This is a genomic window from Cellvibrio sp. GW822-FHT04B05, from assembly GCF_058800985.1.
On the sequence record NZ_JBXAMU010000001.1, the window covers coordinates 814,766 to 827,483 of the forward strand.

Consider the following 12,718-nt stretch of genomic DNA (forward strand, 5'->3'; position numbering starts at 1 on the left):
AATGTGTAGTTTTTTGCTATTTTCGGCGGTAGCAAAGTACATACTGGCATTACACGATTAAATTTACTGTCCATCTTTTAGATGTTTTATCAGACGCGCCTTTAACGATGGCGGCAGGTTCTTGATGGTAAGTACGTCGTTTTCCGCATCATACTCGATTTCCCGCCCCAGGCATTCAGATGCGAAGCTCATGCTTAACGAGTCGTTGCGCCCGCTGATGCGCACATAGCTACGAATTTGCCCGGCATGGGGAATAAACTCGGGCTTGAGCTCCGGCTTGCTGTTTTCCACGTAGCGCACAAAGCGCTCGGGTTCATAGCTCTTCACTTCTTCCGAGAGATTGCTTGATAGTGCGGCGATAGTGACTGGCTTACCGGCTTTATTCTGTTCAAGGCAGTAATTCACCACTTTACTGCGAGTAATTTTGGCGGTGGTTTCATCGAGTGTCTGGCTGAAATTATCGACGATTTGCAAGAACTCGGCAGTTTCCTGTTTGATATCTTGTTTATCGGTAAAGGCGATAAATTGCGTGAACGCATCGGCGATATCTTTATCGCTGCGAGCACGCATTAGCGTTAGATAGGTTGTTGAGTCACCTGATCTCCAATCATTAAGCTGGATTTTCGCTGCAAGGTTAAAACCGCTGGTGTCGAGGAACAGTGAATCATCAACACTTAATTCACCGTCCAGATACAGCCCGCTTTGATGTTCAACCAAATAAACAGTCAGCGTATCGCCAATTTCCAGATTCTCCTCCACGAAAAATACATAGGCATCCAGTAGCGATTCCGCCTTTTCCAGAGCCTGCTGGAATTGCTGCATTGCCTTGTGTGTGAAGCTGACAAAACTCAACCGCTCCTCGCGATAATCCCGCAGCCAGGCGGGCAGGGGGAATTCGCCTAACTCGTCTGAGAAGCGTCCGTAACTCTTGCCGCCTTTACGAATAAATTGGGTTTTGAATTCATAGGCTAATTCTTCCAATTTACCTGCACTGGTAAATGCATCACCGCGCAATTGCAATTCAAAGGCGCTGCCGGGCGAATGACGGTAAATACGGTGTGCAATGATGGAGGTTAATGCCATGAATCAAGTCGCTTTTATTGAGAAGAGGTTAAAATTGGGCGAAGCGCAAAAGGCGGCTATTATAGGCGCCAGATTTGATTTGCAAACACTCTATCAGGAAAACTCTGCATGAATATTCAACGCTTGAATCCAGCGCCGCGCTGGTCAGATGCGACTGTGTACAAGGGTATAACCCATTTTGTTGAAGTGCCTAACGATACCGGCTGCGCTATGGCTGGGCAGATCGCGCAAATTCTGGCGCAAGCCGAGGTGACTTTGGCGGCGATTGGCAGTGATAAGTCCCGTCTGCTATCAGCGACGATTTACATCACTGACAAAGATAACGTGCCCGCATTAAATAAAGCCTGGGAGGCTTGGTTGCCTGCGGGTTGTGCGCCATCACGCGCCTGTATAAAAGTGGAATTGCTCGATCCCGCGATGTTGGTGGAAATTGCGTTTGTGGCGGCGATAGATTAGCCATTCTTGCCATGCCCTCCGGGTAATCCTGACTATACTCCTCCTATTGTCTTGCGCACCCAGGAGTTTTGTATGGCAACGCCAATCGATCAATATTTAAATATTCTCGCCAAGAAAGACGGATCTGATTTATATCTCAGTACCGGTGCGCCGCCCTGTGCAAAATTTCAGGGCGTGTTAAAACCATTGGCAACCGAGTCATTCAAGCCGGGTGAGATAGAGGCAATCGCCAATGCAATTATGGATGATGAACAGCGCGCTGTTTTTGCGCACGAATTGGAAATGAATCTGGCGATTTCTATTCACGGTGTTGGTCGCTTTCGGATCAATATTTTTAAACAGCGCAATGAAGTAGCGATAGTCGCGCGGAATATCAAAACCGATATTCCGCAATTTGATGCGCTGGGTCTGCCGGAAGTATTAAAAGATGTAATTATGACCAAGCGCGGCTTGGTCTTGTTTGTCGGTGGCACTGGGTCGGGTAAATCGACATCGCTTGCTGCGCTGATTGATCATCGCAATTCATCGAGCGGCGGCCATATTATTACCATCGAAGATCCGGTGGAATTTGTGCACAAACACAAGCGCAGTGTGATTAACCAGCGCGAAGTGGGTGTTGATACGCGCAGCTATAAAGCAGCGCTGAAAAATACCTTGCGCCAAGCGCCGGATGTCATTCTAATCGGTGAGATCCGCGACCGCGAAACCATGGAGCACGCGCTGGAATTTGCCGAGACCGGGCATTTGGCAATTTCAACATTGCACGCGAATAATTCTAACCAGGCGCTGGAACGGATTATCAATTTATTTCCGGAAGAGCGCCGGCCGCAATTGTTGATGGGCTTATCGCAAAATTTGCGCGCATTTGTGTCGCAGCGGTTATTGCCTACCGTTGATGGAAAACGTTGTGCTGCGGTGGAAGTGTTGTTGGGCACTAAAACCGTTCAGGAATTGATTCTAAAAAGCCGGCTCACTGAAATTAAAGAGATCATGGAGAAATCCGAAAATCTCGGCATGCAAACATTTGATGGCGCTATTTTTAAATTGTATATGGCAGGTAAGGTAAGTTTTGATGATGCCATTGCGAATGCCGATTCGCCTAATAATGTGCGCCTGCGGATAAAGTTGGCAACTGATAGTGTTGCCGTACCCAAGGCGGAAGCCATTGTTGCTGCACCGCAAGCTCAACCCAAAGCGCCACCAACCAGTTTCGGTGAATTGAGTTTGCAAAAAATTGATGATGAAGAGAATTTGTAATTTTATAAACGGATAAATAGAAAAGGCTATGACGGTAAATAAATGACAGTAAAAAGTGTTGAACAATTACTGAAGCCTCATTCAATTGCGGTCATAGGTGCATCCAACCAGCCTAACCGCCCGGGCAATGCAGTGATGCGCAATTTGCTGCAAGGGCAATTTGACGGTCCCATTATGCCGGTCACACCACACTATAAATCAGTGAATGGTGTATTGGCTTATCGTTCGATTGATGAGTTACCGATTGTTCCCGATCTCGCCATTATTTGTACCCGCGCAACCCGTGTACCGGCAATTATTTTACAGCTGGGAAGAAAAGGCACTCGAAATGCGATTGTGATTGCTGCAGGGCTGGATAATTTATTTACCGCGCAGGGTACTAACCTGCAAGAGCAAATGCTTGCTATCGCCAAAGAGTGGGGGGTGCGGATTCTCGGGCCGGATTCGTTGGGTATCATCATTCCTGAATTGGGGTTGAACGCGAGTTACGCCCACATCAATGCATTACCGGGAAAAATTGCAGTGGTATCCCAATCGTCTGCAGTATGCGTAACCTTGCTGGATTGGGCTTGTCGCCGTCGCATTGGTTTTTCGCAATTTATTTCGCTTGGTGAAGGTGTTGATATTGATTTTGACGAGATACTTGATTATCTCGGGCGCGATGCAAAAACTTCGGCGATTCTTTTGTATATCGATGCAATTCACGATGGCCGTGCATTTATGTCGGCCGCGCGGGCGGCGTCTTTTAATAAACCTATATTAGTCATTAAGGCGGGAATTTATTCTGAAACCAGTGCACTGACCTCGCGGTTGGCCGCCGAAAAAATGGGTAACGATGCCGTTTACGATGCAGCATTTCGCCGTGCCGGCATGCTGCGTGTAGGTGACTTGCGTGAGTTGCTGGCGGCAGTGGAAACACTGGCAAATGGAAAGCCGATTTACAGTGAGCAATTGGTGATTATTGCCAATGGCAATGGCCCGAGTGCAATGGCTGTTGATGCACTCCTGCAGCGCGGCGGTCGCTTGGCAACACTGGATGAAAAAGTCGTGGCACAGCTGCAACCATTAATTCACTCCGGCGGTCGTGCTACCAACCCAATCAATTTGTTAGGCGATGCCTCACCGGAAACCTATCAGCAAGTCCTGCAAGTATTATTACAGAGTAATAGCGTGGATAATATTTTGATTATGCAGGCACCGTCGGCATTAACCTCGGGTGAGGTTTATGCCGATGCGGTAATCAATACTTATAAAAATTACATTGGACGCAAACCCAATTTATTTGCCAATTGGATGGGGGAAGATGCCGCACAAAATGCACGCTTGCGTTTTGCCGATGCGAGTATCGCATCCTTCCGTACACCGGAAGGCGCAGTCGGTGCTTTCATGCATATGGTGCAATATCGCCGCAATCAAAAACTATTGTCTGAGACCCCGGAGTCCATCAGCGATAAGGTTCCTTATCAGCCACAAAATGCCCAAGCGATTATTGCGCAGGCATTGGCAGAAGCGCGTACACAATTAACGCGAGCCGAAGCAATTGCTTTGCTGAATGATTACGGTATTAACACCTTTGCAGAAATTGAAAATGCGTCCGCAAATGTCACCCACTCGCAGCGCAAAGGTGCGCATCCATTGCGGATACAAGTGCAAAATGATCCGGTATTTGGCCCGGTTATTTTATTGGGGGAGGCTGCCAGTCACTGGAGTATTCGACGCAATGCAGTGGTTGCATTGCCGCCATTAAATATGGCACTGGCGCGCTACATGGTGATACAGGCACTTGCAGAAGGAAAAATCCGCGAGCGCGAATTGTATGTGCCACTCGATATGCCTGCGCTTTGTTTATTGCTGACGCAAATTAGTCAAATTGTGATTGATCATCCATCACTGCATAATTTATTGATCAACCCGGTGCTAGTTGCGGGTGATGATATACGCGTGCTGGATGTAAGTTTGGAAATCAGTACAGAAATAAATACCTATCCATTAGCGATCAGGCCTTACCCTAAAGAATTGGAAGAGCCGTTTATTTTGCGCGATCAGCGTTTGGTATTATTGCGTCCGATTCGTCCGGAAGACGAAGTGAATTTACAAATCTTTGATAGCTCGCAAAGCAAAGAAGATAGATATAAACGGTATTTTGCCGAGTTGCCACAATTCTCCCATGAGCAAATGGCGCGTTTGGCACAAATAGATTATGCGCGCGAAATGGCATTTATCGCAGTGGCGAGCAATAGTGAACAGCAAGAAGAAATTTTAGGTGTGGTGCGTGTACAAATACACCCGGATAATACGATGGCTGAATTCGCGATGGCGGTGCGCAGCGAACTAAAAGGTATAGGTTTGGGCGGACGCCTGTTGCAAAAAATGATTGATTATTGCCGCAGTCAAGGCACACAACAACTTACCGGCTTTACTATGCTGGAAAATGCCGGTATGGCAAACCTCGCGCGCAAGCTGGGTTTTACCGTGAAATATAATCGCGAGGATGGTTTGATTGATATGAGCCTGACGCTGTAAAAAAACAGCGTCGTTTTTCAAGTTCAGAATCTTTCAGGTTCGATGCTGAATTAAAGTTTGGCGAGGGCTTTGATATGTGCGGCTGCACAACGGCCTAATCCTAATAAATCGTAACCGCCTTCCAGCGTAGAAATAATTCCCTTACATTGCTGCTCAGGTGCAAGTGTTTGGCTGTTATCCATTAGCTTGCGCAACTGTTGGGTGATCCAGAAATAATCCTGCTCCACCAAACTTATAGATGACATATCGTCATCAATGTACGCATCAAATCCTGCCGAAATTAAAATTAACTGTGGTTTAAAATTTTCCAGTGCGGGAAACCAACTCTCACTAACAGCTGCGCGAAAACCTTCACTGCGACAAGTGGCAGGTAAGGGAGTATTAATAATATGCGCAGGTACATCATCAATATTGGTATTAGGGTAAAAGGGATATTGGAAGCTGGAGCAAAATAAAACGCGCGGCTCATTAAAAAAAATATCTTGTGTCCCATTGCCATGATGCACATCAAAATCAATTATGGCGACACGTTCCAAGGCATAGGTATCGAGCGCATGTGCAGCGGCAACAGCAACATTGTTAAAAATGCAAAAACCCATTGCACGCATACGTTCGGCGTGATGTCCCGGTGGCCGTACATTGCAAAATACTGCATCGGTTTCACCGCGCATAACCATATCCACACCGAGAACAGCTGCGCCGGCTGCATGGCGCGCGGCCGAATATGTGCCGGGCGAAAGATACACATCATCGGTATAAAAGTGACTTCCCGTTTGCGGCGTTGCCTGCGCGATTTTTTGCAAATGCTCTGCTGAATGAACACGCAGTAGCTGCTCATCGGTAACCGCGGGTGCTTCGCGTTGATACAGGAGCGCATCAATACCATTGGCTAGTAATTGGTTGGCGATAGCATCAATACGCTCAGGGCATTCAGGATGGCCTGTGGGCATATAGTGATTATGACAATCCGGGTGGCTAATCAGGGTGGCAATCATAAGTCGAAAAATAAAAATGTGGATGCTTGAGCGACACGGTTGCGTCGGAAATTGGCTTGTATGAATACCTCACAACTATAGATGAATTCATCAGCGAGTGGCATTGGCCCTACGACTTTTTTGCGTAATGAATAAAGATTTTGCGGTAGTGCGTAAGGGGCGGGTAAAGATTTGATAAAGGAGTTATCTGCTCCAGACTCACTGGTTTATATAAGTGCGGCACAACCAACGATGTCCGTTTTCGTCGGGCGCGATAAAAACTAAAAAATTGAGAGTCGATAATGAATAAATATATCGTATTAATAACCGCAGTATTGCTGTGTTCATGCGGGGGCAAGGCTAACAATAAACCGGATGGGGATTCAGGAAAGGCCAGCTTATCGAGTTCTTCTGCCAGCTCATCTGTTAGTGTAGCCAGGCAACTTCCATTAGTTCCCTGGCCTGGTACGATTATCGATAAAAGCGCGAACTTAGAGCTAGGGAGTGAGCTGAATTTACAGATTGATCCGGCAGCGGCAACAAGCACTTTGGCGGTGGTCGAATTATTGGTCGAGTTAGGAATCAAATCGGTTGATACAGCAAAAGTTACTCTGGGTTTATCATTGGTGGACCAACCCGATCTGGGGCGTGAAGGTTATTCGTTAGTGATCGGCAATGATATCCAGATCAATGCGCAAACGGATACGGGATTGTTTTACGGAATACAAACTTTAAAACAATTACTGCCTGTGAATGCGCAAGCAAATTATGAGTTACCGCAGGTAGAGATTACCGATGTTCCGCAATATGCGTGGCGGGGCAGTATGGTCGATGTGGCGCGTCATTTTTTTGGTATGGATTATTTGAAAAAACACATCGAGCGTATGGCTGCGTTCAAGCTCAACAAACTGCACTTACACTTGTCAGATGATCAGGGCTGGCGGATGGAAATTAAAAAATATCCGAAGCTGACCAGCATTGGTGGTTCTACTGCTGCGGGTGGTGGCCCCGGTGGTTTTTATACACAGGAAGAATTAAAAGAATTGGTTAGCTTTGCGGCGCAGCATCAAATTGAAATTATTCCGGAGTTGGATATGCCCGGTCACGTTCAAGCTGCCATTGCTTCATACAATGAATTGGCATGTGATGATATTACCAATCTTGGTTTGTACACGGGTTTGAAAGTGGGCTTCAGCTTTTTGTGCTTGACCAAACCTGATGTTATTTATCCGTTTGTAAAAGATGTATTGACCGAAGTGGCCAGTATTTTTCCCGCGCAATATATTCATATCGGTGGCGATGAAATCAAGCATGGTTTGTATCCTGAATTTATTGGCAAGGCCAACCAGATCATTAAAGACCTAAATCGCACTATGATCGGCTGGGAAGAGGCTTCTGCTGCAAAAAATCTCAGTAGCGATACACTTCTGCAATTGTGGAATGACAGCTACGATATTCAATCGGCAATTGATCGCAATATTCATTTGATTCTTTCGCCCTGCAGTTACATGTATATTGATCATGGCAACTACAAGGGGCAACCTGAGACTTATACCTGGTGCCGCGAACAAGGTATTCCTCTGGAGCGCGTATATAGCTTCAATCCGCAAAAATATTCGCTGGTGACTGGAGTTGAAGCGCCGGTGTGGAGTGAATTGATTACGACGGAAGCTGCATTGGATAATCGGATTTGGCCGCGTTTGGCCGCAGTAGCAGAAATCGGTTGGTCAAAACAAACAGACCGCGATTATGGCCAATTTACTAAACGTTTATCCAGCCTTAAACCTGCGTTCGATAAATGGGGTGTGAATTATTACAAAGAGCCGCAACTAGGTTGGTAAAATAAGCAGCGATGAAATGCAATAATAAAAAAGCGGAAACAATAGTTTCCGCTTTTTTTTGTCCATCTGCTTTAGTAATAGCTAAAATTTAAAATTTGCCTGCAAGCCAACAATATTGACACCTGCATCAAATTTTCCTTCAACATGATGACCGGTTTGTGTGTTGGTATTGTTGATGCTGGCTTCATCTACTTTGATGTAGCTATACGCAAAGTCCAGTGATGTATTGGGTGAAAACTCGTAATTAAAGCCGGCACTAAACCAGATACGATCCTGATCCGGAATGCGTGGATTAACGAGCGCGGGATCGGTTTGTGGTGCCTCGTCGAAGGCAATCCCGAAGCGCCAGGTCCATGGGCAATCAGAATTGTGGGTGAAACCTAATGCATAGCGCATAGTATCTTTGTAATGTAATTCCAATGTATTAATGGTGAGAGCGTTGCTGCTATTAATGACATGGATGTTTTGGATATTGCTCCACTCAGTCCAGGCGATATCGGCGTGAATCCACCAGTAATCGCTCAATTGCTGTGTACCACTCAAGGTAATAGTGTCAGGCAATTGGAAGCTTGCTTGTGCATCGCCTGCCACAGCATTCAATGATGCGGCACAAATAGTCCCGGTAGTGGGTGCTGGTGGTGCACCGGTTGGATATCCCTGACCGGGGCTGCATAATGGATTCAACGAAAAACTCGCATCGCCTTCAAGATCAAATTCTCCGCCTTGTCGCCATACTAATCCAATACTGGTTCGGTCGGATGGTTTGAAATATAAACTCACATCGGCTGCGATGCTGTCATCGTCGCCTTGAATTTTTGCACTGCTGTCAGTGGCTGGCGATGGATTAACGCCCAGTGTTGAATCGAATTGGCTTTCGAGTGTGACATCAGCACGCTGGTAATTAACACCTAGACCCAAAGATAATTTGTCAGTCAGTGCGTAGGCAGCAACCGCATTGATATTGACGACTTCCAATTCACTATGAGTGGCGAGATAACGCCCGGCCCAATCATCGTCATATTTACTCGCAAGTCCATAAGGAGCATTGATTCCAAATCCGAATGCCAGCCGCTCTGATACTGGATGCACATAATAAATATTGGGTACATAACCAATTTCATCAGTTTTACCCGCGCCACCATTAGTATTGGAGCTTTCGTCATTAAACTTGGAGCGCGTAAAAATCGCATTACCGCCGACAGTTAATGTAGGTCGATCCAATTCAGTAATACCGGCGGGATTGAAAAATACATTGCTCGCGTCTGTGACATCAGAAGCGGTACCTGCAAATGCTTTACCGAGATGTGCAGGACTTTGTTCGAGTATTTGAAATGAGGCTGCCATTGATGGCGCAGGAAGTAGTGCGATAGAAAACAATAATGCGGCAGAAGAAAGAAGTATTTCAGGTGTGGTAAGACGTTGGGATAAGCGTGTTGCTGCGTGTGTGTGGATTAGCATAAATCCCCCTGAGCTTTGCAAGCTTCTCAATTAATTCACTATGAGTGTAGCTGGCAAAATCAGGGGATGTATGTGCGGTATTGCGCAAAGGTTTGTCGTTAACGATTAGACCGCATGCTCTTCTTATTACTTGCGGTCAATTGCGCGGTAGGCGATATCGTTGCGATAGAACATACCTTTCCAGCTGATTTTTTTCGCCAGTTGATAAGCACGTTGTTGCGCTTCCAACACGGTATCACCTAATGCAGTAGCGCAGAGCACGCGACCGCCGTTAGTTACTGTATGGCCATCTTTTGTTGAAGTGCCGGCATGAAAAATTTTCTCGCCTGCAATTTCAGTGGTGGGTAAACCGGAAATAATATCGCCTTTATCATAAGCATCCGGGTAACCGCCTGCGGCGAGTACAACGCCAACTGAAGCACGCGAATCCCAATCGGCAGTGGTTTTATCCAAATCACCTTTGAGTGCTGCTAAACAAAGCTCAACCAGATCCGATTGCAAACGCAACATGATTGGCTGTGTTTCAGGATCACCAAAACGACAGTTATATTCAATCACTTTGGCGTTGCCTGCAGCATCAATCATCAAACCGGCATATAAAAAGCCAACGTAAGTATTACCTTCTGCGGCCATGCCATTCACAGTTGGATAAATAATGTCTTTCATCACGCGGTCATGAACTGTTTGTGTAACTACCGGCGCTGGTGAGTAAGCTCCCATACCGCCAGTGTTCGGGCCTGTATCGCCATCACCGACGCGTTTGTGATCCTGGCTCGTCGCCATTGGCAATACATTTTTGCCGTCCACCATCACGATAAAACTGGCTTCTTCACCTGCGAGGAATTCTTCAATTACCACGCGGCAACCAGCATCGCCAAATGCATTGCCTGACAACATATCGCGCACAGCGTCTTCTGCTTGTTGCAGTGTTTCAGCAACGATTACGCCTTTACCTGCAGCAAGGCCATCGGCCTTAATTACAATCGGTGCGCCTTTTTCACGTAAGTAAGCAAGTGCAGGTTCAACCTCGATAAAGTTTTGATAATCGGCAGTCGGGATTTTGTGGCGTGCCAGGAAATCTTTAGTGAATGCTTTTGATCCTTCCAATTGTGCAGCACCTTTGCTCGGGCCAAAGCACAATAAGTTGCGCGATTGAAAATAATCCACCACCCCGGCAACCAGCGGCACTTCCGGGCCGACAATGGTTAAGCCGACATTATTATTTTCGGCAAAGTTTGCCAGCGCTTCAAAATCTAAAATGTCGATTGCCATGTTTTGCAATTTTGCTTCCAGCGCTGTACCAGCATTACCCGGTGCAACAAATACTTTTTCTACTTGTGCACTTTGTGCTGCTTTCCAGGCGAGTGCATGTTCGCGGCCACCGCTGCCAATAATTAATAGGTTCATAAAATCGGTATCTTTTTGTGTTGTTTACGTAGGTTGGGGTGAGGAACGAACCCCAACATGACCATATGACAGAAACCATTGTTGGGGTTCGCAAGCTCACCGCCAACCTACAAAATCAATGTCGCCATTAATTAATGACGGAAATGGCGCATACCGGTGAACACCATTGCCATGCCGTGTTCGTTCGCAGCTGCAATCACTTCTTCATCGCGCATTGAGCCGCCCGGTTGAATTACCGCGGCAATGCCAACTTTTGCAGCGTTGTCGATGCCGTCGCGGAACGGGAAGAAGGCGTCAGAAGCCATTACGGAACCCGCGACTTGCAAGCCGGCGTGTTCAGCTTTGATTGCAGCGATACGCGCAGAGTTTACGCGGCTCATTTGGCCGGCGCCTACACCGATGGTGTGTTTGTTTTTTGCGTAAATAATGGCATTGGATTTTACAAACTTGGCGACTTTCCATGCGAACAACAAATCTTGAATTTCTTCTGCCGTTGGCGCGCGTTTGGTGACAATTTTCAAATCACTTTCGGTAATGATCCCGTCATCGCGGTCTTGTACCAGCAAGCCACCGTTGACGCGTTTATAATCCAGGCCTTTGACGCGAACTGAACTCCATTCGCCGGTAGCAAGCAAGCGTACATTTTGTTTTGCTTTCACGATTTCGATGGCTTCTGCTGAAACGCCCGGTGCAATAATCACTTCTACAAATTGACGCTCAACAATGGCTTTGGCTGTCTCGGCATCCAATTCGCGGTTGAACGCGATGATGCCGCCGAATGCTGATTCGCTGTCAGTTGAGTACGCCAGGTCGTACGCGTGTTTAATCGATTCTGCTACTGCAACACCACAAGGGTTTGCATGTTTAACAATAACGCAGGCGGGTTCGCTAAAGGATTTTACTGTCTCCAGTGCTGCGTCGGTATCGGCAACATTGTTGTAAGAGAGCTCTTTACCTTGCAATTGTTTTGCGGACGCTATGCCTACTTCCTGTGGATTTTTTTCAACATAGAAGGCGGCTTTTTGGTGCGGGTTTTCACCGTAGCGCATTTCTTGTGCTTTGATAAATTGGGTGTTGAACGTGCGCGGGAAATCGGCGCTGCCGCCTTCTACCAAACGACCAAAATAATTGGCGATGGCACCGTCGTACGCGGCGGTATGTTCGTAGGCTTTGATCGCCAAATTGAAACGGGTTTTCAGCGAGGTGCTGCCGTTGTTGGCTTTGAGTTCTGCAAGAATATTTGCATAGTCTGATGCATTAACAACGATGTTTACATGTGCGTGGTTTTTTGCAGCGGCGCGAACCATGGTTGGGCCGCCGATATCGATATTTTCTACGGCGTCTTCCAATGAGCAATCTTTATTGGCGACGGTTTTCTCAAACGGATAGAGATTTACAACGACCATATCAATCGCATTGATACCGTGTTGTGCCATCACACCTTCATCAAGGCCACGACGGCCTAAAATACCGCCATGTACTTTCGGATGCAGTGTCTTTACTCTGCCGTCCATCATTTCCGGGAAGCCGGTGTAGTCAGAGACTTCAATTGCAGGGACCTTGTTGTCGGTGAGCAATTTAAAGGTGCCACCGGTTGATAAAATTTCTACGCCTTGGGCGTGCAGGGCTTGGGCAAATTCGACAATGCCGGTTTTATCAGACACGCTGATTAACGCGCGTTTTACCGCAACAAGATCGGAAGTGTTAGACATACGCAGT

General features: G+C 46.8%; 9 protein-coding genes. 4 read left to right on the forward strand and 5 right to left on the reverse strand.

From position 1 onward, the window contains the following. Window positions 1–63: 63 nt before the first annotated feature. The gene (locus tag AC1RJL_RS03315; RefSeq protein WP_492911326.1) at window positions 64–1,083 is read right to left on the reverse strand and encodes a nucleoid-associated protein; all 1,020 of its coding nucleotides are present in this window, start codon (window positions 1,081–1,083) and stop codon (window positions 64–66) included. A 108-nt stretch (window positions 1,084–1,191) separates the two neighbouring features. On the opposite strand from AC1RJL_RS03315, the gene AC1RJL_RS03320 reads away from it, so the two are divergent. From AC1RJL_RS03320 to AC1RJL_RS03330, 3 genes are all read left to right on the forward strand, one after another. Beyond that, window positions 1,192–1,539, forward strand: coding sequence for a RidA family protein (locus tag AC1RJL_RS03320; RefSeq protein ID WP_492911327.1), 348 nt, complete (start codon window positions 1,192–1,194; stop codon window positions 1,537–1,539). Window positions 1,540–1,611: 72 nt separating this feature from the next. Beyond that, on the forward strand, window positions 1,612–2,796 hold the full coding sequence (locus AC1RJL_RS03325) for a PilT/PilU family type 4a pilus ATPase (RefSeq protein WP_492911328.1): 1,185 nt from the start codon (window positions 1,612–1,614) through the stop codon (window positions 2,794–2,796). A 42-nt stretch (window positions 2,797–2,838) separates the two neighbouring features. Continuing rightward, window positions 2,839–5,319, forward strand: coding sequence for a bifunctional acetate--CoA ligase family protein/GNAT family N-acetyltransferase (locus AC1RJL_RS03330; protein ID WP_492911329.1), 2,481 nt, complete (start codon window positions 2,839–2,841; stop codon window positions 5,317–5,319). Between the two features lie 50 nt (window positions 5,320–5,369). On the opposite strand, the gene AC1RJL_RS03335 is transcribed toward AC1RJL_RS03330, so the two are convergent. Beyond that, entirely contained in the window at window positions 5,370–6,269 is a 900-nt protein-coding gene (locus AC1RJL_RS03335; protein ID WP_492911330.1) for a histone deacetylase family protein, read from the reverse strand. Between the two features lie 326 nt (window positions 6,270–6,595). On the opposite strand from AC1RJL_RS03335, the gene AC1RJL_RS03340 reads away from it, so the two are divergent. After that, window positions 6,596–8,134: a beta-N-acetylhexosaminidase gene (locus AC1RJL_RS03340; RefSeq protein WP_492911331.1), complete on the forward strand. Its 1,539-nt coding sequence runs from the start codon at window positions 6,596–6,598 to the stop codon at window positions 8,132–8,134. Window positions 8,135–8,215: 81 nt separating this feature from the next. Here the strand turns inward: AC1RJL_RS03340 and AC1RJL_RS03345 are convergent, their stop codons facing one another. The 3 genes from AC1RJL_RS03345 to purH form a co-directional block, all read right to left on the reverse strand. Further along, complete coding sequence (locus tag AC1RJL_RS03345; RefSeq protein ID WP_492911332.1) at window positions 8,216–9,592, reverse strand: OmpP1/FadL family transporter; 1,377 nt, start codon at window positions 9,590–9,592, stop codon at window positions 8,216–8,218. A gap of 126 nt (window positions 9,593–9,718) precedes the next feature. Next, window positions 9,719–10,999 carry a phosphoribosylamine--glycine ligase gene (gene purD, locus AC1RJL_RS03350; protein ID WP_492911333.1) on the reverse strand — a complete coding sequence of 427 codons (1,281 nt, stop codon included), beginning with the start codon at window positions 10,997–10,999 and terminating at the stop codon, window positions 9,719–9,721. A gap of 131 nt (window positions 11,000–11,130) precedes the next feature. After that, window positions 11,131–12,711, reverse strand: a complete 1,581-nt coding sequence (gene purH, locus AC1RJL_RS03355; RefSeq protein WP_492911334.1) for a bifunctional phosphoribosylaminoimidazolecarboxamide formyltransferase/IMP cyclohydrolase — start codon at window positions 12,709–12,711, stop codon at window positions 11,131–11,133. Between the last annotated feature and the right edge of the window lie 7 nt (window positions 12,712–12,718).

Excerpts from the sequence above, each read along its gene's own strand:
- purD (WP_492911333.1), bottom strand. The coding sequence starts at position 10,999 with ATGAACCTATTAATTATTGGCAGCGGTGGCCGCGAACATGCACTCGCC.
- AC1RJL_RS03340 (WP_492911331.1), top strand. The coding sequence starts at position 6,596 with ATGAATAAATATATCGTATTAATAACCGCAGTATTGCTGTGTTCATGC.
- AC1RJL_RS03330 (WP_492911329.1), top strand. The coding sequence starts at position 2,839 with ATGACAGTAAAAAGTGTTGAACAATTACTGAAGCCTCATTCAATTGCG.
- AC1RJL_RS03315 (WP_492911326.1), bottom strand. The coding sequence starts at position 1,083 with ATGGCATTAACCTCCATCATTGCACACCGTATTTACCGTCATTCGCCC.
- purH (WP_492911334.1), bottom strand. The coding sequence starts at position 12,711 with ATGTCTAACACTTCCGATCTTGTTGCGGTAAAACGCGCGTTAATCAGC.
- AC1RJL_RS03325 (WP_492911328.1), top strand. The coding sequence starts at position 1,612 with ATGGCAACGCCAATCGATCAATATTTAAATATTCTCGCCAAGAAAGAC.
- AC1RJL_RS03320 (WP_492911327.1), top strand. The coding sequence starts at position 1,192 with ATGAATATTCAACGCTTGAATCCAGCGCCGCGCTGGTCAGATGCGACT.
- AC1RJL_RS03335 (WP_492911330.1), bottom strand. The coding sequence starts at position 6,269 with ATGCCCACAGGCCATCCTGAATGCCCTGAGCGTATTGATGCTATCGCC.
- AC1RJL_RS03345 (WP_492911332.1), bottom strand. The coding sequence starts at position 9,592 with ATGCTAATCCACACACACGCAGCAACACGCTTATCCCAACGTCTTACC.